This is a genomic window from Archangium lipolyticum (assembly GCF_024623785.1).
In the GTDB taxonomy this organism is placed as follows: Bacteria; Myxococcota; Myxococcia; order Myxococcales; family Myxococcaceae; genus Archangium; species Archangium lipolyticum.
In genome coordinates this window covers 127,835-151,858 of sequence record NZ_JANKBZ010000022.1, presented here as the reverse complement: position 1 = coordinate 151,858, position 24,024 = coordinate 127,835, and the positions used below count along the sequence as shown (strand labels likewise).

18 protein-coding genes are annotated in these 24,024 nt (G+C 67.5%); 11 read left to right on the top strand and 7 right to left on the bottom strand.

Annotation, left to right across the window (positions count from 1 at the left end; all coding sequences use genetic code 11):
• Nucleotides 1–21: 21 nt before the first annotated feature.
• From NR810_RS35320 to NR810_RS35310, 3 genes are read right to left on the bottom strand one after another with little or no spacing between them, the layout of a single operon-like run.
• On the bottom strand, nucleotides 22–1,395 hold the full coding sequence (locus NR810_RS35320) for an ABC transporter permease (RefSeq protein WP_257458959.1): 1,374 nt from the start codon (nucleotides 1,393–1,395) through the stop codon (nucleotides 22–24).
• Complete coding sequence (locus NR810_RS35315) at nucleotides 1,392–2,828, bottom strand: ABC transporter permease (RefSeq protein WP_257458958.1); 1,437 nt, start codon at nucleotides 2,826–2,828, stop codon at nucleotides 1,392–1,394. Before NR810_RS35315 ends, NR810_RS35320 begins: the two co-directional genes overlap by 4 nt.
• Nucleotides 2,825–3,565 (bottom strand): ABC transporter ATP-binding protein, encoded by a 741-nt coding sequence (locus NR810_RS35310; RefSeq protein WP_257458957.1) that lies wholly within the window; start codon nucleotides 3,563–3,565, stop codon nucleotides 2,825–2,827. The genes NR810_RS35315 and NR810_RS35310 overlap by 4 nt, the downstream gene beginning before the upstream one ends.
• A 300-nt stretch (nucleotides 3,566–3,865) precedes the next feature.
• Here NR810_RS35310 and NR810_RS35305 point away from each other — a divergent pair, with 300 nt between their 5' ends.
• Complete coding sequence (locus tag NR810_RS35305) at nucleotides 3,866–5,338, top strand: pyridoxal phosphate-dependent decarboxylase family protein (RefSeq protein ID WP_257458955.1); 1,473 nt, start codon at nucleotides 3,866–3,868, stop codon at nucleotides 5,336–5,338.
• 21 nt (nucleotides 5,339–5,359) lie between these two features.
• Here the strand turns inward: NR810_RS35305 and NR810_RS35300 are convergent, their stop codons facing one another.
• Nucleotides 5,360–5,815 (bottom strand): FHA domain-containing protein, encoded by a 456-nt coding sequence (locus NR810_RS35300; RefSeq protein ID WP_257458953.1) that lies wholly within the window; start codon nucleotides 5,813–5,815, stop codon nucleotides 5,360–5,362.
• A gap of 215 nt (nucleotides 5,816–6,030) precedes the next feature.
• Between NR810_RS35300 and NR810_RS35295 the strand changes: the two genes are divergently transcribed.
• Complete coding sequence (locus NR810_RS35295) at nucleotides 6,031–7,629, top strand: sigma-54-dependent Fis family transcriptional regulator (protein ID WP_257458951.1); 1,599 nt, start codon at nucleotides 6,031–6,033, stop codon at nucleotides 7,627–7,629.
• Between the two features lie 64 nt (nucleotides 7,630–7,693).
• On the opposite strand, the gene NR810_RS35290 is transcribed toward NR810_RS35295, so the two are convergent.
• Entirely contained in the window at nucleotides 7,694–8,176 is a 483-nt protein-coding gene (locus NR810_RS35290) for a GrpB family protein (RefSeq protein WP_257458949.1), read from the bottom strand.
• A gap of 261 nt (nucleotides 8,177–8,437) precedes the next feature.
• On the opposite strand from NR810_RS35290, the gene NR810_RS35285 reads away from it, so the two are divergent.
• From NR810_RS35285 to NR810_RS35270, 4 genes are all read left to right on the top strand, one after another.
• On the top strand, nucleotides 8,438–10,879 hold the full coding sequence (locus NR810_RS35285; protein WP_257458947.1) for a LamG domain-containing protein: 2,442 nt from the start codon (nucleotides 8,438–8,440) through the stop codon (nucleotides 10,877–10,879).
• A 60-nt stretch (nucleotides 10,880–10,939) separates the two neighbouring features.
• Nucleotides 10,940–12,019 (top strand): amidohydrolase family protein, encoded by a 1,080-nt coding sequence (locus tag NR810_RS35280; RefSeq protein ID WP_257458945.1) that lies wholly within the window; start codon nucleotides 10,940–10,942, stop codon nucleotides 12,017–12,019.
• Nucleotides 12,009–12,383 (top strand): metal-sulfur cluster assembly factor, encoded by a 375-nt coding sequence (locus NR810_RS35275; RefSeq protein WP_257458943.1) that lies wholly within the window; start codon nucleotides 12,009–12,011, stop codon nucleotides 12,381–12,383. Before NR810_RS35280 ends, NR810_RS35275 begins: the two co-directional genes overlap by 11 nt.
• Before the next feature lie 165 nt (nucleotides 12,384–12,548).
• Nucleotides 12,549–14,567, top strand: a complete 2,019-nt coding sequence (locus tag NR810_RS35270; RefSeq protein WP_257458942.1) for a methyl-accepting chemotaxis protein — start codon at nucleotides 12,549–12,551, stop codon at nucleotides 14,565–14,567.
• 32 nt (nucleotides 14,568–14,599) lie between these two features.
• Here NR810_RS35270 and NR810_RS35265 read toward each other — a convergent pair whose 3' ends face one another.
• Both NR810_RS35265 and NR810_RS35260 read right to left on the bottom strand, forming a co-directional pair.
• Nucleotides 14,600–15,025 (bottom strand): Rrf2 family transcriptional regulator, encoded by a 426-nt coding sequence (locus NR810_RS35265; RefSeq protein ID WP_257458941.1) that lies wholly within the window; start codon nucleotides 15,023–15,025, stop codon nucleotides 14,600–14,602.
• Nucleotides 15,026–15,091: 66 nt separating this feature from the next.
• Nucleotides 15,092–16,666, bottom strand: a complete 1,575-nt coding sequence (locus NR810_RS35260; RefSeq protein WP_257458938.1) for a flavin-containing monooxygenase — start codon at nucleotides 16,664–16,666, stop codon at nucleotides 15,092–15,094.
• Between the two features lie 82 nt (nucleotides 16,667–16,748).
• On the opposite strand from NR810_RS35260, the gene NR810_RS35255 reads away from it, so the two are divergent.
• From NR810_RS35255 to mnmA, 5 genes are all read left to right on the top strand, one after another.
• Nucleotides 16,749–17,366 carry a TetR/AcrR family transcriptional regulator gene (locus tag NR810_RS35255; RefSeq protein WP_257458936.1) on the top strand — a complete coding sequence of 206 codons (618 nt, stop codon included), beginning with the start codon at nucleotides 16,749–16,751 and terminating at the stop codon, nucleotides 17,364–17,366.
• Nucleotides 17,367–17,408: 42 nt separating this feature from the next.
• Nucleotides 17,409–19,841, top strand: a complete 2,433-nt coding sequence (locus tag NR810_RS35250) for a DNA polymerase domain-containing protein (protein WP_257459020.1) — start codon at nucleotides 17,409–17,411, stop codon at nucleotides 19,839–19,841.
• 85 nt (nucleotides 19,842–19,926) lie between these two features.
• A complete protein-coding gene (locus NR810_RS35245) occupies nucleotides 19,927–21,201 on the top strand; it encodes a CCA tRNA nucleotidyltransferase (protein WP_257458935.1) in 1,275 nt (424 codons plus the stop codon).
• A 144-nt stretch (nucleotides 21,202–21,345) separates the two neighbouring features.
• Entirely contained in the window at nucleotides 21,346–22,659 is a 1,314-nt protein-coding gene (locus tag NR810_RS35240) for a hypothetical protein (RefSeq protein ID WP_257458933.1), read from the top strand.
• A 234-nt stretch (nucleotides 22,660–22,893) separates the two neighbouring features.
• Complete coding sequence (mnmA, locus tag NR810_RS35235; RefSeq protein ID WP_257458932.1) at nucleotides 22,894–23,940, top strand: tRNA 2-thiouridine(34) synthase MnmA; 1,047 nt, start codon at nucleotides 22,894–22,896, stop codon at nucleotides 23,938–23,940.
• Nucleotides 23,941–24,024 lie beyond the last annotated feature (84 nt).

The following is a 24,024-nucleotide window of genomic DNA, read 5'->3' as shown; positions in this document are numbered from 1 at the left end:
TCATCACCAGGCCCCGCCTGCTCACTCCCGGGCCGCTGACGACGACAGGGTCCGCACGCCGGTGACGGCGGCCCCGGAGACGAGTGCCGCCAGCACCAGCAGCCCGACCATCGGTGACATCGGCAGGGAGGCGCTCGACGGCCTGGGCTGGTAGCGGGGCATCTGCTCGAAGTCGGCCATCTGGAACGGCCGTTCATGGAACATGTACGGGTAGTAGAAGTCACGAAGCCGCGTGTGAAATTGTTCGATGCTGCGCTGGTACGCCAGATGCGCCCACAGGTCGCTGTCCGCGGTCCTGTGGAGGATGGTCTGCACGGCGGCCGCCGGTAGGAACCAGCCGAGCCGGGCGGTCCACACCTCGCGGGCCGTCAGGCTCCGGCGGTATTCCGTGACCTCGGTTGCGACCCCGTCATCGCCCACCTCGTGCATGGCGTAGTACCACTTCCAATGGAAGCGACCGGGTACCGGCGGCGTGTCGCGCCACTCCGGATGTTTGGCGAAGAAGGGACGGAAGGTCTCCTCCTTGGGGATGTCCCAGGCGCGGTGCACCAGCTCGCGCTGGGCCAGGGTCAGGTCGATGCCCTTGGCCACGGGGATGGCACGGGAGATCACTGCGTTGGCCAGCGCGGGCGCCAGCAGGGTCAGCACGATCCAACATCCGACCAGCGCGGCGCCGTTGGCCGCCGAGCTCCGGCCCCAGGTGGTGACACGAAGCGCCAGCCCCAACCAGAACGCCACATAGAGCGCCGTCGCCAGGGCGATCGCGAAGGTCCCCGCCACCGGGGCCCTGGTGAGCGCGGCGCCGATCACGAACGGCACGAGCAGGGCGCCCAGGACCAGCAGATAGCGCAGGGCACTGCGACGCATCCACACCCCACGACCGGACGCCGGCAAGGAGACCAGAAGCCGGAGCCGCCCCGCCTCACGTTCGCCCGACACCAAGTCGTGCATCAGGGCGATGATGATCAACGGAGCCAGGTAGATCAGCACGAAGGCGAAGTCGAAGGCGCCTGGAAGCGCGAGCTCCGGGTTCAAGGTCTCGGATTCGTAGAGCTGTGACTGCAGGCCCAGCAGCCGCACCCGCAGGACATAGGGCTGCACATCCCGCTGGCCAAGTGCGGCGAAGGCCAGGGGCGACGGCGGGTCCGAGGTGAGATGGAAGGTGTAGTAGGCAGCGGAGCCCGCGTTGCCGTCGGGCTTGCCATGATCCTTGGCCACCGAGGCCAGATCCATCCGCTGAGCGGCTTCCACCCGGTCGATGACGGCCTCCTGCCGAGCGGTCGCCGCGAGGCCCGCCGCCACCGACAGGGCGGACAGGATGAAGAGCAGCAGGAGCGCGCCCACACTCAACGGTGCCCGGAACAGCAATCTGAAATCAGCTTTCCAGGCACTCATCGCGCGGCCTCCTCCAGACGACGGGCCGCCAGACCGCAACCCACGAGAAAGACCGCCAGCCAGCAGACCAGAACCAGAAGGTTGGCCCGGATCCGTTCGCTCGCGAGCTGGAGCACGTCCGGCGCCCGATAGGTGAAGCTCGGCAACGTCTTCCAATGATCGGCGGATATCCGGGGGTCCTCTCCGGCGTTCCGGTTGGGGATCTTCATCACCTGCATGAGGTTCAGCGCCTGGACGAAGCGATAGCGGTGTTGCTCCACCTGCTCGAGGAAGTCCTGGTGGCTCTCGGTGTCGGTGGCGGCCAGGCTCATGGAGAGCTGGCGCACGGCGATGAGCGGGCTGAGGACACCGAACTGGCGCACGAGCCGGTTCTGCTCGGCCTCTCTTGCGAAGGCTTCCCGCGCGTAGCGGTCGAACAGGCCGCTCGTCAGGCGCTCTCCTTCCATGCCGACCAGACCCGCCCATTGGACTGGCAACTCCTCGACCTTCTCGACGCCATATCTAGCGAGGGTCTTCGCCTTGAACTCGGAGAAGTAGGGGTCGTCCGGATTGTGGCTGTCGCCGATCTGCTTGAGCTCACGATGGATCGCCACGTCCGTCTCGATACGCGTCGGCGTCGGAATCCGCGCCACCGCGATCTCGGGAAGGATCCGCGGAGCGAGGATGACGCCCCCCATCCAGGCCGCGACCAGGATGAGCAGAGCGTCCCGGGCGCGCCGCACCAGCAGCGACACGAACAGGGCCGCGACCGCCCAGATGGTCAGATAGACAAGATAGCCGGATACCATCAGCAGGCTTGGGACTGGCGGCGCCCAGCCGGCGAGTGCCGCGATCGCCAGCACCAGAAGGGCCGGCGCGGCGACCGCGGCCACCACACCGGCATGAGCCAACAGCTTGCCCGCGGCGAGCTCGGACGGCCGCAATCCCTGGGCCAGGAGCAGCCGCAGGGTTCCCTGCTCGCGCTCCCGCGCGATGGCACCGAAGGCAAGGAAGATGATGAGCAGTGGCGCCAGGGTCTGCAGCACGAAGGCCGGCGTCAGCTGGCCGAACCGCAGCAGCAGCGAGGATTGCCGCGCTTCGCTGAAGTTGGCGCTGTTCTGCCTGTGCCCCTCCAGGAACACCGTGTTACCGGTGAAGCCGTCCACCCCCGGATCGAAGAAAGCCAGCGCCGAGAGCGGCCGGAAGACGAATTGTCCATAGTGCACCATCCGGTGCGGATGGCGGTCCGGCTGAGCGTCGAACGCCTCGTCCGCCGTGGCCTGATAGCGGGCCCTGGCCGCCTCCGTGGCGTTACGCTGCTCCATTCCCAGGATGGCCGAGGTCACGCTCAGGGCCGCAAGCGTGAGACTGGCGATCATCGCCACCCGGTTTCGCACCAGGGCCCGCCACTCCTCGGCGGAGACCCTCAGCACCCTCGCGCTTCGGAGGCTCATGAGGCCTCCCCTGCGTGAGCATAGCGCTGATGCAGGGCCCTGACATCGAACCGCTCCTGGCCGGTGGCGGCCAGTTCCTCCTCGAGCCGGCCCCGCGCCAGGAAGCCGATCCGGTCGGCGATCTCGACGGCGCTCAGCAGGTCGTGCGTCACCATCAGGGTGGCGACGCCGCGCGCGCGAGCCGTGTCCAGCAGCCGGTTGAAGTCGCCGGTCGCTCGCGGATCCAGGCCAGAGGTCGGTTCGTCCAGCAGGAGCACCGGCACGCGCCGGGCGATGGCGAGAGCGATCGCCACCTTCTGGCGCATGCCCTTGGAGAACCCGCCCACGCGCTTTCCCCACGCCTCGCGCGCCAGTCCGACCGCCTCCAGCGCCTCGTCGATGTCCGACAATGACCGCTGCTCGCTTCCCGCGATGGTCAAGAAGTAGTCGATGTTCTCCCGCGCGCTGAGATGCTCGTAGAGGGCCACGTTCTCGGGGACATAGGCCAGCCGCGACCGTGCGGCCCGGGGATCGACCGCCACGTCGTGACCACAGACCCTGGCCTGCCCCGCCGTCGGGCGAACCAGGCCCAGGAAGATGCTGAGCGTCGTCGACTTACCCGCGCCATTGCCGCCGAGCAGGGCATAGATCTGGCCGGGCTCCACGGTGAAGTTCAACCCCCGCAGAACGGTCTTCGACTCGTAGCGGTGCTCGAGCCCGATCGCTTCCAGGGCCCCGGTACTCACGACTTCGGACATGCTCTCCTCGCTGCTCTCAACTGTGACGGCTCGCCAGGCCCCATCGTCCCCATGGACGATGCGTACTCTCGCATGGCTTCAACCACGAGACGCACAGATGTTCGCGGCGATCACGGGGGTTTCCCCGGCCCGGAAACAGATATGCTTATGCAACATAGTTGCATTTTGCCCGCCGGATGTTGCCGCCACATCGAGCGAGCAGTCGTCGAGCGTCGGCCAGCTCAACAAGGCGATGAGCGCCGCTCCGGGGTCCGGAAACGGCCAGACAGGGGCACGCGTCCACGCTATGAGTGCCGCGTGATGACGACGCGAAAGACCCCGACACCTGAGCTGACGTTGGATCCAGCGGACTGGGACTCCTTCCGCCGGCTCGCGCACCAGATGGTCGATGACATGGTCGAGCATCTGCGGACGCTGCACGACCAGCCCGCCTGGCAGCCCATGTCTGGCGACGTGCGGCACCACCTGCGCGAGCCGCTCCCCCGCGAAGGGCAGGGCGCCGAGGCCACCTACCGTGAGTTCCTCGAGTACGTCCTGCCCTATTCCAATGGCAATCGTCACCCGCGCTTCTTCGGCTGGGTGCAGGGAAACGGTACGCCGCTCGGCATGATGGCCGACATGCTCGCCGCGGGCATGAATCCGCACATGGCGGGCTTCGACCAGGCGCCGGCCCTCGTCGAGTCCCAGGTCCTTGCCTGGCTCACCCGGCTCGTGGGCTTCCCGGACTCCGCCAGTGGCCTGCTCGTGCTCGGGGGCACGATGGCGAACGTGCTCGGCCTCGCGGTCGCCCGGCACGCGAGGGCGGGCTTCGATGTGCGGGAGCACGGGCTGCAGCGGGAGGGGCCGCGGCTCGTCGTCTACGCGTCGACGGAGACTCACGGGTGGGCCACCAAGAGCGTGGAGCTGCTCGGCCTGGGGCGGCGCTCGCTGCGCCTCATCCCCGTGGACGCGGCGTTTCGCATGGACCTGGGTGCCCTGCGCCAGGCCATCCGTGCGGATCGCCGCGAGGGTCTTCACCCCCTCTGCGTCATCGGCACCGCTGGCACCGTCAACACGGGCGCGACCGATGATCTGCCGGGGCTCGCGGCGCTCTGCCAGGAGGAGGGGCTCTGGTTCCACATCGATGGAGCTTTCGGCGCGCTCGCGGCGATGAGCGACGCGCTCCGTCCCGTCGTCCAGGGCCTCGAGCAGGCCGACTCGCTCGCGTTCGATCTCCACAAGTGGATGTACCAGCCCTTCGACGTGGCCTGTGTCCTCGTCCGGGACGCGGCGGTCCATCGCGCGGCCTTCGCGAGCAGCGCGAGCTACCTGGCCACCCTGGAGCGCGGTGTCATCTCCGGAGGGCTGCCCTTCGCGGACCGGGGCATCGACCTCACGCGCGGCTTCCGAGCCCTCAAGGTGTGGATGGCCCTCAAGGCGCACGGCGTCGGGCTCCTCGCGGGGCTCATCGAGCAGAATGTCGAACAGGCGCGATACCTGGCGGAGCGGGTGTCGGCGCACCCCGAGCTGGAGTTCCTCGCACCGGTGCCCCTCAACATCGTGTGCTTCCGCTTCAAGCGCGAGGGACGGGACGGCGATGCACTGAACCGCGTGAACCAGGAGCTCCTGTTGCGGCTCCAGGAGTCGGGGCTCGCCGTCCCCTCGAGCACCGTGCTCGGAGGCAGGTTCGCGCTGCGCTGCTGCTTCGTGAACCACCGCACCCGCTTCGAGGACATCGACGCGCTGGTCGAGGCGGTGGTGCGGACGGGCCGTCGGATCGTCGAGGAGGGCTGAGCGCCGGCCTCTACTTGTACGTCAAGGCACGGATGCAGGCGCTCGGCATCGAGTGACGAAGCGGGGGAGCCGCACCGGCAACCGCTCGAGGTGGGCCCGGTTGAAGAAGTGCGCCTGGCGCTCGTTCCCGTCCAGCTCGAGCAGTCCCGCGTGGAGGTGGGGCTGCCCGGTGGTGCAGCGTCCGACGAGCGACTGGACCCTCAACGCATAGGGGCCAACGACCAGCTCGTCGTGGAAGGTGAAGAACGTGGGATGGGCCAGGGGCTCGCCATTGAGCCAGGTGCCGTTGCGCGAGCGCTCGTCCATCACGACGGCCCCACCCTCGACCGACAACAGCCGGCAGTGCAGGCGCGAGACGCGCGCGTCCTCGAGGACCAGATCGTTCTCCGCCGCGCGGCCGATGCTGACTTCGCGCGACGCCAGCGTCCCCGTCTGCCTGCCCTTCTTTCCAATGCGTCTGACAGTGATGAAGAACACGTGTGCTCCTGATGGCGAGGCGTGGTCATCAACCGGTTCGATGGGTTGATGGGTTCCACCCAGAGCACGGCGCGTGCCGGGCCCCCTGTCAGCCCGGCTCCAAGTCATTTCAAGGGGTTGCGCCCGGTTGCTACCCGTCATCCGGGAGCCTGTCGGCATCGACTCGTCAAAACTGCTATCAAGGCTGACGGCAATCAATCGGGAGGGGGGCAGGCATGACGACCCGGGAGTGGCCAGGCGATGACGAGGAAGAGGAGGCGCGCGGCCCATCGCTCGAGAAGACCAGCATCTTCATCCAGGCGCTCACGGAGCCCTCCCTCGGCCCGCCTGTCCACTGGACGCCCGACCTGTCCACCACCAACGGTGGTGGCCGGTTGCGCGTGCAGGGGGAGCCAGCCTCCGGGCGGGACGTGGAGGATGCTCCGTACCGAGAGCCCCGGGCGTTGCGTGTCCAGCGTGAGGGCGTCGAGGATCTGATCGTCCCCCTGTACCCGGATCGCTCGTATGTCTTCGGGAGGGCGCCCGAGTCCACGGTCGTCTTCCCGCACGACGCGGTGTCACGGCAGCACGGGCGGCTGTCGTTCCGCGAGGATCACCGCTGGGTGTACCGCGATCTCAACTCGCGCAACCACAGCTTCCTGGGCCGCAGCGATGTCCAGGTGGAGGGGGACGAGCGCAGGCACTTCCAGGAGATCTGGGCCTCGAGGGACCACGTGCTGGAGGCAGGTGACGTCATCCTGCTGGGCAACAGCCGCAGCCGCATCACCCTCCTGGAGGAGGTGCCGCACGGACTGGTGGCGGGCCCTCGCTCCCATCAGGCGGGGTCGCCCGAGACGGTCCGGCTCGAGCGTGCCATCAACGTCTGTGCCCGGCACCAGCTCCCGGTGTTCCTGCTGGGCAAGTCGGGCACGGGGAAGACCTTCATCGCGCGGGAGATCCACAGCCGCAGCCGGCTCGAGGGCAACTTCGTCATCCTCAACTGCGGCCGGCTGCCGCAGGACACGAACGCGCTCACCAGCGAGCTGCTCGGACACGTGAAGGGCGCTTTCACGGATGCCATCTCCCGGGTGGGCAAGCTCTACAGCGCCAACCGGGGCACGCTCTTCCTGGACGAGGTGGAGTTCCTGCCGCGTCTCGCACAGGACTTCCTCATCGACGTGCTGGAGGGCACGGGCAGCCTGGCGCCGCTGGGCGCCCCCGCGGACTACCGTGAGCCACCGCCCCGCTTCCGGCTCATCTCCGCCTCCAAGGTGCCGCTCAAGCAAACCGGTCTCCGGCCGGATCTCACGCAGCGGCTGGCGACGGGAGACGTCATCCTCCTTCCCACGCTCGAGGAGCGGCGCGAGGACATCCCGAATCTGGTGGAAACCTTCCTGCACCGGCTGAAGGTGGAGCAGCAGTACGACGCCGAGCTCACCAGCGATGCCATCGCCTTCCTGCAGAAGGCGAGCTGGCCGGGGCAGATCCGCGAGCTGGAGTCGACGGTGCGGACGGTGGTGGCCCGCGAGGTGGCGCTCCAATCGCTCGAGGGCATCGAGCACCGGCGGACCGTCATCACGCTGGAGGCGGTGAAGAGCTATCTGGTCCAGAGGCAGGTGGGCTTCTCGGGGGTGGAGCCCGTCTCCGCGTCCAGGGCGACGATGACGATCCCGGAGCTGCCCGTGCCTTCGCGCAAGCGGCCCGCGGACCTGACCCGGGAGGAGCTCCAGGCCGCTCTGGAGAAGCACCAGGGCAACAAGACCCGGGCCGCTCAGGAGCTGGGCATCGCGGTCAATACGCTCAAGGCCCGGATGAGGGCGTTGGAGATGAGGTGAGCGCGCCAGCAGGGGGGCCACCGTGGCGCGCGAGACCAGGTTCGCGAATGCGCATGCTCACTCGCTACCGCGAGCCCAGCAGCTTTGCAAAGAACGCCGACTTCTCCTCGCGGTAGGCCTCCATCGACCCGCCTTTCCACCGCTCCTTCAGCGCGTCGTACTCCGCGACGCGCTCGGGGCTCGCCAGCAGCACATCCCTCGCCCGGGAGAAGAAGTCATGGCTGCCCCTCATGGCGGTGAGCTGGATTCCCAGTGGCACCGGGAGGGACTCGTCGTGGAAGCTTGCGAACTCGGGCGTTCGCTCGCTGCCCTCGTTCCTCGCGTAGCGCGTGGCCAGGAGCGCGTCTGCTTCCGCGAAGCGCTCCTTCGGCACTCGCACCTGGATGTCCAGGTCCCCCTTCGTCCGAACCCCTGGAACCGCCGTGCTCCCCACGTGCTGGATGTCCGCGTATGGCAGCAAGGAGGAGAGGCGCGCGTGGTGCTCGCGAAAGGCCTCTTCCGCTCGCTCGCGGACCTGCTCGTGGGGGTGGAAGTGAACGGTGTCCATCCGGCTCTCCAGATCAATGACGACATCCCGGAATGCTACTTCCTTTCGGTGAGGAGTCCCGTCCAGCCCCTCCTATGCGTCTCGGCGGCGCACCGGGCGCCCCCCGGGTGCCGCCGCTGGGGGGCTGTGACGGGCTTCTCCCGGTTGCTGAGAGGTTGCTCACAGCTTGCCCGGACGCGCAGTGCTCTGATGATGCCGTGGCGCGGCCCCGGACCGGCATGAGGCGGACGGGAAGCACCGCCGCCCGTAGGGGCTCTGTCCATGGCACAAGAAGAGAAACCGCTCGAGTTCATCCCACCCGGAGTCCATGCGTACGCGGAGAAGAGCGTTGCCGCAGGCGACACCATCCACTTCCGGGTCAGCAGCGACGTTCCCTACAAACTCTCGGTCGTACAGCTGGGGCCCAACCTGGATGGCCCGGATGAAGACGACAAAGAGCTGCCGCCCGCCTTCACGAGTGGGCCGCGGCAGCAGCCCATCACCCCCGGCTCATACGTGACGGTGACCAAGACCCTGCCCAACGAGAACCTCGCGGCCCTGACGCTCGAGTGCTGGGTCCGCCCCTGGACGAACAAGTTGAGCAATCGTAAGAGCTGGCAGGGGTTGCTGACGAGCTACTCGTACTCGACCCAGTGTGGCTTTGGTCTGTTCCTCACGGACAAGGGCAATGTCTTGTTTTACTGTGGGGACGGAGGCCTCTACAACGCGGAGTGGGAGCTCCTCAGTCCGGCTCCGCTCGCCTTCTGTGATGACACCCCGGCCCCCTGGTACCACGTCGTCGGCGTCTGGAACGGCCAGGTCATGTCGCTTTGGATCGACGGCCAGAAGGTGGACGAGTCCACACCCAGCTCCACGAGCCGCTCCGTCCGGCCGGGCACCGCGCCGCTCCGGTTGGCCGCCTACGGGAAGGACGGGCGCACCTGCAATTTCCTCGACGGGGACCTGGCCGTTCCCGTCATCTACACACGGGCACTCACCCCCGAGGAGATTGCCCGGCGTTGCGCCCAGCGCGACACCGACAACGGCGTGCAGCCGCCCGACGACATGACCGGTGTGCTGGCCTGCTGGCCCATGAGCGAGGAGCGGGGCACCACCCTCCAGGACATCAGCGACAATGGCTTCCATGGGCGCATCATCAACGGTGCCACCTGGCAGATTGGCGGCCCGAGCCTCGGGCCGACCATCGACCCCAACGACGACTCGAAGTTCAATAAGGATTATGACCCGGCCCAGGACAAGACGCGAGGCCACGGCCTGCGCTTCGCCTCGGACGACCTGTACGACGCCGGCTGGGAGGTCTCCCACTCCTTTCCGCTGCCCTCCAACCTTGAGCCGGGCATCTACGTGGGACGGATCCGCTACAACAAGGATGACACGGGTCAGCGGTACGAGGACGACAAGGAGAAGGCAGGCTTCTACAAGGACCTCTACGACGTGACCTTCGTGGTCCGGAAGCCCGCGGAAGCGCCCAAGAACCCCATCCTCGTGCTCGCCGCCACCAATAGCTGGCTCGCCTATAGCTGCACGCCCTTCGTGAAGAATGACACGGCGATGAGCAACCCGCGCCAGCGGTGGTATCCGGGTCAGCCCGAGGGACTGGACGGCCCGCCCGAAGCCCCGAACTACAACTTCTACCGGAACCACCATTACGAGAGCGTGGGAGGCCTGCTCTGCAACGGCCAGCCCACGTACAGGATGGGCCTGAACCTGCCCTGGCCAGCCGCGGCCCCGTATTACGTCTACAGTCCCGAGGACACGGTCGGCTACAGCCATCTGACCCGAGCCGAACGCTTCCTGCACCGCTGGCTGAAGCAGCAGGGCTACGACTTCGACGTCCTCTCCGACTTCGACCTGCAGCGCAAGCCGGACATCCTGCAGGCCTATCCGGTCGTCATCATCAACGGGCACAGCGAGTACTGGTCGGCCGAGGTCTACCAGGGGCTGGAGCGCTACCTCGGGCGTGGCGGCAAGGTCATCGTGCTGTCGGGCAATACGATGTTCTGGCGCGTGAGCTTCGATGAGGGCCTGTCGGTGATGGAGTGCCGCAAGCCCTCGCAATTTGAAAACGCGGGGGCGGGCGCGTACGCCGCGCAATGGGAGTGCTACCATAGCACGGATGGCAAGTACGGCAGCCTGATGCGCAAGAGCGGCTACCCGTGCTGGAAGCTTCTCGGCATGGAGAGCTCGGGTTTCATTTCCGATAACGAGACCAACGACGCTCGTCGTCCCTACAGCTGCACGAACCCGAACCATCCTTTCTTCGAGGGCACCGGCCTCACCCATGGCGCCACCTTCGCGGACAGGGCCGTGGGGCACGAGTGGGACATCCTCGTCAGTGAGGAGCAGCAGGACTCCGGCATTCCACCGCTCGAGAACCTGGAGATCCTGGCGTCCAGCCAGGTGCACACGGCCGAGGACCCCAACAAGACAGACACCGTCTGGAACTACAAGGTCGAGACCATCGACAAAAAAAGCCTGAAGGCAGAGTACCTCAACAGCCAGGTGATCTACTGGAAGCGTCCAGAGGGCGGTGAGGTGTTCTACGCCGGCACCATTGGTGCGAGCTGGTCGCTGTACCGCGCTGACAATCCAAATGCCGCGCAGCCGAGTGACCACCAGGACCTGTGGGGGCGCGTCGTGAAAAACGTCCTCACGAGCTTTGGGGTACGTCCCCGTCCGAAAATCGGCGTCTCGTCGGAGTGAGCTGCGCGGCCACTCCTCCGGTGGTGGTAATCTGTCCTTTCACTCGAAAAGGACTCCCTGGTGATTGGTGACGCCTTCGTTGTCGATGCGGTAACACATGCCTACAACCTCCATCCGTCCAACTACCGTGCGGGGAGGTACGCCGAGTCCCTGGCGCAGCTGATCTTCGGGCTTCACACCGGTTTCTCGGGGGATGGCTACCGGATCGAGCAGGCGGAGCGTTTCCTCAAGGACTGGTCCGTCAAGGAGCTGGCCCGCATCCTCTTCGTGGAGAGCGACATCGATCTCGCGGTGCACCACGTGCTGCCGTTGCAGACGCTCTACAGCGACGGGCTGTGCTCGTTCGAGAAGACACTGGCGCTTCGTAAGCTCTACCCGGACCGCTTCCTCGTCTATGCCGGAGTGGACCCGCTGCGTGGCACCGCGGCGCTGGAGGAGCTGGAGCAACAGGTGGAAGCGCTGAAGCCGAGCGGGCTGAAGCTCTATCCCGCGGCCTGGCTGGGCGAGTCGTTCCGCCACACGGGCTGGCGCATGGATGACCCGACCATCGCGTTCCCGCTCTTCGAGCGCGCGCGCAAGCTGGGCATCAAGAACATCGCGGTCCACAAGGGCCTGCCGATGGGCGCCGTGCCGCTCGAGCCCTACAAGGTGGACGACATCGGCGGCGCGGCGGATGCCTTCCCCGAGCTGAACTTCGAGATCGTCCACGGGGGCATGGCGTTCCTCGACGAGACGGGGATGCAGCTCTCCCTGTTCCCCAACGTGTACGTGAACCTCGAGGTGACGGGGGCGCTCATCGTGAAGCGCGAGCGCTGGTTCGCCGAGGCCCTGGCCGGGCTGCTCAAATGGGCGGGGCCTTCCAAGATCATGTGGGGCTCCGGCTCGGTGTTCTGCCACCCGCAGCCGGCGCTGCGGAAGTTCTGGAACGACTTCCAGCTCCCGGACGATCTGGTGAGCGTGGCGGGCATGCAGGTAACGCCCGAGGTCAAGCGGATGATTCTCGGCGAGAACTATGCCCGGTACGCGGGCATCGATATCGCCGCCGCCAAAGCCCGCATCGCCCATGACGCCTTCTCCAAGGAGCGCGCCAACGGGACGCCGGGTCCCTACAGCTTCCGGGAGGAGCACCATGCCGACTGAAGCGGAGTTGCTGGCTCGCATCCAGTCCATCCCGGACCCGTGCAGCTACGGCGCCGGGGTGCCGCTGAGCATCGGGGAGATGGGACTGCTCCAGAAGGTGGAGAACGACGCGGGGCGGGTGACGGTGCGCATGCAGCTCACCTCGCCCATGTGCATGATGGCCGCCTACTTCATGCGCGAAATCGAGCAGCGCCTGATGGCGGAGGAGGGTGTCGCGTCGGTCCAGGTGGAGTTCGATCGGGCCTTCGAGTGGAAGCCCGAGGACATCTGCTCCGACGCGCGCCAGCGCCTGCTGGAGCGGCGCGTGAGCATGATTGGCGGCCGCATGCTGCCCCGGGACAAGACGCCCGCGACCGGCTCCTGACGCGGGCGTCCAGCCGCCTTACGAGCGGCCAATGGGTGAGGCCCGGACTGCCTGGAACCGCTCTCGCTCCTCTTGGTTGGAAGGTGGTCGAAGGAACCAGCCGAGCCCTGGCTCCTACGGCGTGCTCGAAGCCAACCACGCGCCCCATGCTCTACTTCTGGGTGGATGAACCAAGAAACTTCCACCGCCCTGCGATTCACCCGGAGCCTGGCGGCGAAACTCCTCGTCGCCCTCTGCGGTGTCATCAGCATCGCGCTCTGCGTTCTCGTTCTCGTCGTCAATCACCAGTCCTCGCGTGTCGCCGAGGAGCAGGCGACTCAGACCGTCATGCAGATGGCCGAGCGCCATGCGCGGATCATCAACGCGGAGCTCGACGCCGCGCTCATCCCCGTCCGGACGCTCGCGCAGGCGTTCGCGGCCCAGAAGGTCGCCGGTCTGGCCGATCGCCGCCTCGCCGACGCATCGCTCCAGAAGGTTCTCGCGGAGAACCCCAAGCTCATCGGCCTCTGGTCGGTGTGGGAGCCGAACGCGTTCGACGGGCTCGATGCGAAGTACGTGAACACGCCCGGCACGGACTCCACCGGACGCTACATCCCGTATTGGAACCGCGGCGACGGACAGCTCAAGCTGGAGCCAGTGGTCGATTACGAGAAGGACGGCGCGGGCGATTTCTACCTCCTCGCGCGCAGGAGCGGGAACGAGACGCTCATCAATCCCTACGCCTACACCGTGGCCGGAAGGCCGGTGCTGATGACGAGTGTGTCCGTGCCGATCCTGCTCGAGGGCAAGGTCATTGGCGTCGTCGGTGCCGATCTCGCGCTCGAGCAGGTCCAGAAGCAGGTTTCGGAGATCACCCCCTTCGATACGGGGTATGCGGTGCTCGTCTCGAACAACAGCACATTCGTCGCGCACCCGTCCGCGGCGCGACGCGGGAAGCAACTCGGCACCTCTCCCGCCGAGAACCTGATGAAGACCGCTCTCTCGAGCGAGGGCGCGCTCACCGCACAGGTCCCATCGGAGGTGCTCGGCACCGGGACGATCGAGGTGGTGGTTCCGCTCCGCGTCGGTGAGACCGTGACGCCCTGGGCGCTCGCCGTCTTCGCTCCCCTCGACAAGGTGCTCGCGCCGGCTCATGAGCTGAGGCGGTTCACGCTTGCTCTCGGAGCGATCTCGCTCCTCGCGCTCGGCATCGCCGTCCTCCTCGTGATCCGCCGCATCACGAAGCCGCTCGAGACGATCTCCTCCGTCGCCACCCGTATCGCGAACGGCGACCTGACCGTCGCTCTCGACCACCGGTCCGAGGATGAGATTGGCATTCTCGCCGATGCGTTCCGCTCGATGCGCGATCGGCTGGCGCAGGTGATTGGCGAGGTCCGCGAAGGCGCAGCGGCGCTCGCGTCGGCCGCATCGCAGGTATCGACGACATCACAGTCCCTCGCGAGCAGTACGAGCGAGCAGGCCGCGACCTTCGAGGAGATGACGACCAGCCTCGAGTTCATGAGCGCGTCCATCATCAAGAACGCCGACGGCAGCCGCCAGGTGGAGGCGATCGCTCACAAGGGAGCGGTCGATGCCGAGGAGAGCGGCCGGGCGGTGGCCGAGACGGTGGAGGCGATGAAGCAGATCGCCTCGCGTATCTCCGTCATCGAGGAGATCGCCTATCAAACGAACCTGCTCGCGCTGAATGCCTCCATCGAGGCCGCGCGGGCGGGTGTGCAGGGAAGGGGCTTCGCGGTCGTCGCGTCCGAGGTTCGCAAGCTCGCGGAGGGAAGCCAGGGCGCCGCGAAGCAGATCGTCACGGTCGCGTCGAACAGCGTGAAGATCGCCGAGAAGTCGAGCCAACGGCTGCGAGAGCTCGTCCCGGCGATCGGCACGACGTCGCAGCTGCTGAAGGGCGTTGCCGCCACCTCGAGCGCGCAGTCGTCGAGCGTCGGCCAGATCAACAAGGCGATGGTCGAGCTGAACGAGGTGACGCAGCGGAACGCGACGTCGGCGGAGGAGTTGTCGAGCACCGCCGAGGAGATGGCGGCGCAGGCGCAGAGCCTGCAGCAAACGGTGAGCTTCTTCCGCTTGGGAGTGGCCCATACCCATGAGGCCGGGGAGGTGTCGGAGCGAGCTCTATTTACCGGACCGGGCCGCCACGAGCCCCGTCTTCTTCAGCCTCCGACTGGCGGCACGCAGTAGGTCACCGTGGCGCGCTGGTGCTGGAGCGTTTGTCACGGGCGGAGCGTGCCTATCTCCTTGACGAGGTCCGCGACGGTCGTGCGCTCGAGGTCCTTCTCCATCGCGAGCTGGGCCTCCTCGAAGTGCCCGGTGAGCGCGGACTGGATGGTACTCCCCACGGGACAGAGGGGATTGGGCGTGTTGCTGTGGAGGGGAAAGAGGGTTCCACCCTCCACCGCACGGTAGATGTCCCTCAAGGTGATTCCCTTGGGAGGCCGGGCAAGCTGCCAGCCTCCTCCCGCGCCGACCTGGGAGGTGACCAGCCGGGCCTCGCGCAGGAGCGCCAGCAGCCGCCGGATGACGACCGGGTTGGTGTTCACGCTCCCCGCGATGTACTCCGACGTCATCTGCTCCCCCCCGCCGTGGGCGAGCAGGGTGAGGATGTGGATGGCGACTGTGAAGCGGCTGCTGGTGTTCATCGGCGGGCTCGAACTGTAACTAAACTAGTTTCCAATTGTACCCGTGTCAACGCGAGGGTGCTTGCCTCAGGCGGCCTCGAACGTATTCGCCGCCTCGAGCTGGGGTCGTCCGGTCGTCACCGGCTTCGGCGCGCGTGAGAACCGCATCGTGCCATCATCGACGTTGCCGAAGCGCAGCGTGAACAGATCGAGCACGTAGTTCTGGTAGAGCCGCCATGGCCGCTTCGAGCCTTGCTTCGGCATCTGGTCGAACGCCCGCTGGACGTAGCCCGACGCCAGGTCGAGGAACGGCAGCTCCTCGACCGTGGGATCGTGACGCGGCATGCAGGTCGTGTCGCCGTGCTTCGCCATGTGGTTGAGCAGCCGGCAGACATAGCCGGCGGTGAGGTCCACCTTCAGCGTCCACGACGCGTTGGTGTAGCCGAACAAGTAGGCGAGGTTCGGCACCTCGCTGAACATCATGCCCTTGTAGCAGAGGGTCTTCGACAGGTCGCGCCGCTCGCCGTCGATGCTGAACTCGATGTCACTCAGCAGTTGCAGCTTGAGTCCCGTGGCGGTCGCGACGACGTCCGCCTCGAGCTCCTTGCCCGAGCGGAGCTTGATTCCCTTCTCGGTGAACGTCTCGATCTGATCGGTGACGACCGAGGCGTGGCCCTGCTTGACCGCATCGAACAGGTTGGCGTCGGGAACGAGGCAGACGCGCTGGTCCCACGGCTTGTAGCCCGGCGTGAAGTGGGTCGCGACGTCATAGTCGGGACCGAGGTGCTCCCGCACCAGTCCAACGATGTACTCCTTCACCCGCTCGGGCCTCTTCCGCGACAGAATGTAGAAGAGCATGCCGAGCATCACGTTCTTCCACCGCGTGATTCCATAGGCGAGCTTCGCCGGCAGGAAGCGGCGCAACACGTTGGCGATGACATCCTGGGCCGGGCGCGAGACGACATAGGTCGGCGAGCGCTGCAGCATGGTGACGTGCGCGGCCGTCCTGGCCATCTCGGGGACGAGGGTGACGGCGGTCGCGCCGCTGCCGATCACGACGACGCGCTTGCCCTTGTAGTCCAGGTCCTCCGGCCAGAACTGCGGATGGACGATGGTGCCTTGGAAGCGCGCCTCACCGGGGAACTCAGGCCGGTAGCCCTCGGCGTAGTTGTAGTACCCGCTGCACATGAGCAGGAAGTTGCAGCTGATGCGGACGCGCTCCTTCTCGGGCCCGCGCTCGGCCTCGACCGTCCAGCGCGCCTCCTCCGAGGACCAGGCAGCTCGTTTGACGTGGTGGCGGAAGCGGATGTGCTGGTCGATTCCATGATCGCGCGCGGTCTCACGCACGTAGCGCAGGATCGACGGCCCGTCGGCGATCGCTTTCGGGTCGGTCCACGGCCGGAACGAGTAGCCCAGCGTGTACATGTCCGAGTCCGAGCGGATGCCCGGATAGCGGAACAGATCCCATGTCCCGCCAATGGCTTCGCGGCCCTCGAGGATGGCGTAGGTCCTGCCCGGGCAGTTCGTCTGCAGGTGGTACGCCGCGCCGATGCCGGACAGGCCCGCGCCGATGATGAGCACGTCGAAGTGCTCCGTCGGGGGTTCCGTCCTCGCGGCCGAGCCGCCAGACGTCTGTTGGTCGGGTACTGTCCCGTCAGCCATGGAGATCTCCCGTACACCGGAGTAAGTGACACTACACATTGTCAATTTGGAACTGACAACGGATCATGTCAATAGGAGTCGTATGCCTTCCTCTTCCGTGGCCAACCGACGCTATCGCGGCTCCTCGGCCGAGGAGCGTCGAGCGCAGCGGCGTGAGCAGTTCCTCGGTGCGGCCATCCAGGTCTATGGCGAGCAGGGCTATCGCAACGCGACGGTGAAGGCCGTCTGCGAGGCGGCCGGGCTGACCGAGCGCTATTTCTACGAGTCGTTCTCCAACAGCGAGGAGCTGCTCGTCGCCTCGTTCCAGGCCGTGATGCAGGTCCTCCTGGGTGAGTTGGAGAAGGCCCGCGCGGAGACTCCGGGGGGCCCCGTCGAGCGGGCTCGCGCGATGCTCGGCGCCTATTACGAGGCGCTCAAGCGCAGTCCCCAGTCGGCGCGAGTGTTCCTCGTCGAGATCTCCGGCGTGAGCCCCGCGGTCGACCAGGCCCTCGATACATCCCGCCGGGCCCTCGGCGAGCTGATCGCGCGGACGCTCGATCCGGATGGGGAGAGCCGCGCGGCGGGCGAACCGCTGTTGCGCGCGGGCGTGGTCGGCGGTGTCATCCACATCGCCTTGATTTGGATCGCGAGCGGCTATTCGCAACCGATTCCCGAGGTCGTCGACGCCGCCGTGCGCATCTGCCTCGTTCTCAGAGGGTGAGGGTTTCCCCACCTCCTGGTTGCCCGTGATATGGCCCACCTGATGGAGGACGAATGGCTCTGGGGGTGGGATCCCACGCCGGGCATCGTCTCGGTGTGGGCGGAGCCCGATGGCCGCGCGTTCGTCTGGCGGCGGCTCCCCGAGACCGGCGCGCTCGTGCGGGAGGACGTGCGCTTCCGCCCCTGGTTGCTGCTCGCGTCATTGGACGACCTGACGCACCTCGGGGAGAGGCTTCGGCCTGAGTCCCAGGGGCCCGCGCCGCGCTGTGTGACCTACCAGGAGCTCGAGGGGCCCGGTGCGCTTCGCTACGTGGTCCGCGCGGACGATGGGCGCGCCCTGGCCGCTGCCGTGCTCCAGGGTGCCGCACGGCGACTCGGCCGCCAGCTCGGGCACGTGCGTGAGCTGGGTGAGAGCGCGGTGCTCTCGCTTCCCCCGGAGGAGCAGTACCTCATGGCCTCGGGGCGCACGTATTTTCGCGATCTCGGGTTCGACGACCTGCGCCGCATGCAGTTCGACCTCGAGACCACCGGGCTCGATCCCGGCCGCGACCGGATCTTCCTCGTGGCCATCCGAGAGCCCGATGGCCGGACCGACGTCCTCGAGGCGCACGGCGATGGCGATGCCGCCGAGGCCGAGCTCCTCCAGCGTCTGGTCGCGCGTGTCCGTGCCATCGATCCGGATGTGATCGAGAACCACAACCTGCACGGCTTCGACCTGCCGTTCGTTGCCCGCCGTGCACGGGTGCTCCGCGTGCCGCTCGCATTGGGGCGCGCCGGCCTGCCCGGGCTGCGGCAGCGCCCCGCCTCTCGAGGGGCCTCGCTCGGAGGTGGCTCGATGGGGCGCACCCCCGACCCGATGCGCCGCATGCGGTACACGCTTCCCGGCCGCGAGCTGATCGACACCCTGGACGCAGTGCTTCGGCACGATTTCTCTGCCCGGGATCTGCCGGGCCACGGGCTCAAGGCCGTCGCGCGGCACTTCGGTCTCGCGGGTCCCGAGCGTGAGCACATTCCGGGTGCCCGCGTGTACGAGGTCTACCGAAAGGATCCCGAGCGCGTGCGGCGCTACGCTCGCGACGACGTGACGGAAGCCGCCGGCCTCGCGCGCCTTCTCGGCGGGGCGGCCTTCGCGCTCGCTCGCATGGCACCGCGTCGCTACGAGCGCCTCGCCGACGCGGGTCCCGCCACCGGCGTGCTCGACCCGCTCCTCGTGCGCGCCTACGTCCGATCTGGGGCCGCGCTGCCCGCTCACGAAGAAGGGGATGGCACGTCGCACAGTGGGGCGGCGCTGCATCTGTTCGCCACGGGGGTGGCGCGGCACGTCGTGAAGGCCGATGTCGCGAGCCTGTATCCCTCGTTGATGCGCGAGTACCGGATCGGGCCTCGGCGGGACCGGCTGGGCGTGCTGCTCGCGCTGGTGGACCGGCTCGTGGATCATCGGCTGGCGGCCAAGGCACGGGCGCGTTCCGCGGCACCCGGGTCACCGGAGCGGCACACGAACGAGGCGCTCTCCGCGGCGATGAAGATCGTCGTCAACTCGGCGTACGGGTACCTCGGCGCGGTGGGACTCACGCGCTTCGCGGACGTGCACGCCGCCAACGAGGTGACGCGGCGCGGGCGCGAGGTGCTGGGGCTGCTGTGCCGCGAGCTGGCCCGGCGGGGCGTCACGTTGCTGGAGGCCGACACAGATGGCGTGTACTTCGCCGTCCCGGACGACTGGCGCGAGGCCGACGAGCGCCGGGTGGTCTCCGAGGTCGCGGCGCTGCTGCCTTCCCGGGTCCGCCTCGAGTTCGATGGACGCTACGCCGCGATGCTCTCGCACGAGCCGAAGAACTACGTGCTGCAGTCCTACGAGGGAGAGCTCATCCTGCGTGGCGTGGCGTTCCGCTCCAGCCGGGCGGAGCCCTTCGGCGAGGAGTTCCTGCGCCGGGCGCTGCGCTGCCTTCTCGCGGGTGACATTCCGGGCGTTCAGGATGCCTATGTCGCGACGGTGGCCGCGTTGCGCCGGCGGGCCATCCCGACGCTCGACGTGGCGGCACATGTCCGGCTGAAGAAGACTCCGTCGGAGTACCACGCCGTGCGCGAGCGCAGGCGCGAGCTGCCCTATGAGGCCGTGCTGGCGAGCGGGCGAACACACTGGGCCGCCGGCGAGCAGGTCCGGGTCTATCGCGCGGTGCGGGGGAGGGCAGGGCTGCTGCCCGATCCGGACGCCGGGGACGATGGCAGCGCCCGGCTCGGTTCGCGGGAGGACTCCAAGGGTGGAGCCGTGGCCGATCCGAGGGACTACGACGTCGACTACTATGTCCGGCTGTTGCGCGAGACGTTCGCGGCCCGTCTGGTGCGCGCGCTGACGCCCGAGGACTTCGCGGCGGTGTTCGCCGATCCCGGGCAGCCCTCCCTCTTCGCTCCGTCACTGGCGAATGCGCGCCCCATTCTCACCGTGTTGCCCGAGCCGTCTTCCGGGCACGGCGAATGAGGCCTTCCGGCGCCCCTTTCCCTTGCTCGCGCGGGAGGGCCTGTGACACGCTCGCGCGCCTCTCGTACCCGCCGGATTCCCTCGGATGACGACGCCTGCCTCCCTGCTCGACGCCGACGTTCCGCGCCCCGTCCTGGACGTCATCGCCCGCCTTCGTGAACTGGGCCACGCCGCCTACCTCGTGGGCGGCTGCGTGCGTGACAGTCTCCGGGGAGTGCACCCCAAGGACTTCGACGTCGCCACCAGCGCCCTCCCCGAGGAGGTCCAGCGCGCCTTCCGCAAGGTCATCCCCACCGGCATCCAGCACGGCACCGTCACCGTGCTCGCGGGGAACACCCACGTCGAGGTCACCACCTTCCGCAGCGAGAGCGACTACCACGACGGCCGCCGCCCCAGCGCCGTCGCTTTCGAGAAGGACATCGTCAAGGATCTCTCGCGCCGCGACTTCACCATGAACGCCATGGCCTGGAATCCCGTCGGCCATGAGCTCGTGGATCCTTTCGGCGGCCAGGAGGACTTGAAGGCCCGGCTGGTGCGCTGCGTGGGCTCGGCCCTCGAGCGCTTCTCCGAGGACGGTCTGCGCCCCCTGCGTGCCGTGCGCTTCGCCGCGGTGCTCGACTTCAGGCTCGACCCCGATACCCAGGCCGCCATCCCGCCCACGCTCCCCGTGTTCCGCAAGGTGGCCCACGAGCGCGTCCGCGAGGAGTTCGTCAAGCTGCTCCTCTCCAAGCGCGCCTCCTTCGGGCTCGAGCTGCTGGCCGACACCGGGCTCCTGGACGTGTTCCTGCCCGAGCTCGCCCGCGCCGACGCCGAGGCCGCCCGCCTGGCTCGGACCGCCGCTGCCTCCGCTCCCGCGGATGTGGAGATCCGTCTCGCGGCCCTGCTGGCGGATCTCGTCGACCCCCAGGGCGCCGAGGAGATCGGTGTCCGGCTCAAGTTCCCCACCAAGGTCATCGAGCGCGTGCGCCTCCTCGTCGGGCTCGCCCGGCTCGAGGCGCATGTCGGGGACCCGGATCCCGCGCTCCGCCGGCTGCTCGCGAAGGCGGGGCTCGCGAACATCGAGGCCCTCACCGCGGTCGCCCGCGCCCGTGTTCAGGCTCGGAGTCCGGAGCGTCTGGCGGACGTGGAGGTCCTCATCGGCCGTTTGCTGGCCCTGGCCGCATCGAAGCCGCCGCTGACGAGCAAGGACCTCGCGCTCAACGGCGGGGCGATCATGGCCGCCCTCGGAGTGGGTCCTTCGCCCATCGTGGGAGAGGCCACGCGCTTCCTCGTCGAGCAGGTCCTGGACGAGCCCTCCCTCAATGCTCCGGAGAAGTTGAAGGAGCTTCTTGGGGGCTGGATGAAGGCTCGCGGCTCCTGAGCCCGCCTCGAGGGGATCCGTATCAAAAAGGCGAGAGTCGAATTTGGAGACTTCCAGACCCCGGCGGAGCTTGCCGGGCGGGTCGTCGCCCGGCTGATCGCGCTGGGTGAAGCGCCGGCTTCCGTCCTGGAGCCGACGTGTGGCGTGGGGAACCTCCTCGTGGCCGCGCTCGAGGGATTCCGCCAGCTCGAGGCGGCGGTGGGGGTCGAGATCAACGTCGACTACGCCGCCCGCGCGCGTGAAGCGCTCGCGAGGGTTCCCAGGAGCGCCAGGTCGAGCGTCCTGCAAGGTGATTTCTTCACGTTCCACTGGCGGGAACTGCTGCGCGACCTGCCGGACCCCGTCCTGGTGATCGGGAACCCCCCTTGGGTCACCAATGCGGGGATTTCGCTGGTGGGGGGATCGAATCTGCCAGCGAAGGTCAACTTCCAGGGACGCAGCGGCATCCAGGCCATCACGGGCAAGAGCAATTTCGATATCTCCGAATGGATGCTGGTGCGGCTGTTCGAGCTGCTTTCGGAGCGGCGTGGACGCCTGGCGATGTTGTGCAAGACTTCCGTGGCCAGGAAGGTCCTGCTCCACGCATGGTCGACGAAGCTGGGTCTGTCGAAGGCGGCTCTCTTCCGTCTGGATGCGCAGCGCTTCTTTGGCGTCAGTGTGGATGCGTGTCTGCTCTACTGCCGATTCGATGGGGCTGATTCTCCCATCTGTGCTGAGTTCGATTCCCTGGATGCGGAGGCTCCATCCTCTTCGTTCGGCGTTCGCGGAGAGACCCTCGTCTCCGATACGTCGAAATATGACCGCTGGGTGGAGTTGGACAGCAGGGGCGGTGTGCCCCTCTGGCGCTCGGGATTGAAGCATGACTGCGCCAGGGTCATGGAACTGCGCGAGTCCGACGGCACGCTCGTCAATGGTCTGGGTGAGGCGGTGAGGATCGAACAGGATTACCTGTATCCTCTCTTCAAGAGCTCTCACGTCGCTTCCGCGAAGGCCGAAGCTCCGCGCACCTGGGTGCTCGTGCCTCAACGCAGGGTGGGGGAGGACACCGCCCCCATCGCGCGGATTGCCCCCAGGACCTGGAGGTATCTGTGCGAACACGGCGGTCTGTTGGATGCCCGCTCGAGCAGCATCTACCGCAACAGGCCTCGCTTCTCCGTGTTCGGGGTAGGGGAGTACACCTTCTTGCCCTGGAAGGTCGCCATCTCTGGCCTCTACAAGAAATTGAACTTCCGCGTCGTTCCTCCCATGGGCCAGAAGCCCGTCGTCTTCGATGACACCGTCTACTTCGTGGGCTGTGAGACGGAAGCGCGGGCGATGCAGGTGATGCGTCTGCTGGACTCGCGGCCCGCTCGCGAGTTCTTCGAGTCGCTCATCTTCTGGGACTCCAAGCGGCCCATCACCGCCGAGATTTTGAACAGGTTGGATCTGGACCTGCTTCAGCGCCGCCTCGTTTCTTGAGGGGCGCCGCTGCCCTTCGGGCTGCCTGCCGGCCTGGTGGGGCTCGGACATGGCCGTGGCACGGTGGCTTGCTCGGGTGGGACGGGATTCTCTTGGGGTTACGGGTATTTAGGACAGGGTTGATAGACCCTCACCCCGTCCCTCTCCCAGAGGGAGAGGGGATTTGTCCGGAGTGGGGGATCGGTTCGTCGGTGTTGTCGCACCCGGACCGGCCGGCGTGTACATAGGGACATCATGCGAGTCGTCGTTGCCATGAGCGGTGGAGTCGATTCCTCCGCCGCCGCCGCCCTCCTCAAGGAGCAGGGTCACGAAGTCATCGGTATCACCCTCAGGGTCTGGTCCTACGAGGGCAAGGCCCAGTGCGGCAGTTGCTGCAGTCCCGATGACATCGATGACGCCCGCGCCGTCGCCCAGACGCTCGGCATCCCCTTCTACGTCGCCAACGCCGAGGACCTCTTCAAGGACAGGGTCATCAACCCCTTCGTCCAGTCCTATCTCGGCGGCCGCACCCCCATCCCCTGCGTGGCCTGCAACCGCGACGTGAAGTTCAACTTCCTCCTCAAGCGCGCCCGCGCCCTCGGCGCCCGCCTCGCCACCGGCCACTATGCCCGCGTCGAGCAGCAGGACGGCCGCTATGTCCTCCGCCGCGCCGTCGACTCCTCCAAGGACCAGAGCTACTTCCTCTTCACCCTCGGTCAGCAGGAGCTCGCCGACATCGTCTTCCCCGTCGGCGGTATGACCAAGCCCGAGGTCCGCGCCGTCGCCGAGCGCCATTCGCTCCCCACCAGCCACAAGCCCGAGAGCATGGAGATCTGCTTCGTGCCCGATGGTGACTACGCCGGCTTCGTCGAGAAGGTCGCCGGCCCCCAGCCCGGTGGTGAAATCGTCGACTCCGAGGGTCATGTGCTCGGCACCCACTCCGGTGTGCACCGCTACACCGTGGGCCAGCGCCGCGGGCTCAACCTCGGGGGAGGGGAGGTCCGCTACGTCCAGCGCATCGAGCCCGAGACCCGCCGCGTCGTCGTGGGCCCCGCCGATGAGGCCTCGCGCGACTCCTTCGGTCTTCTCCAGCCCCACTGGGTGGATGGGCCTCCTCCTTCCGACAAGTCCGTGCTGATCCGCATCCGCCACCGCCACCCCGGTGCTCCCGGCCGCGTGGAGGTCTCTCCCCATGGTCTCGTGTCCATCCGGCTCGATGACCCCGCCCGCGCCGTGACGCCCGGTCAGGCCGCCGTGGTGTACGACGGCGATCGCGTGCTCGGCGGCGGGTGGATTGTTTGAGCCGTGCCGCAACGCTCCCGGCGTAACGCATCGCGCGCACTGAATTTGACCGACCTGTAGGCGGGGCGTACCTTCCGGCGCACC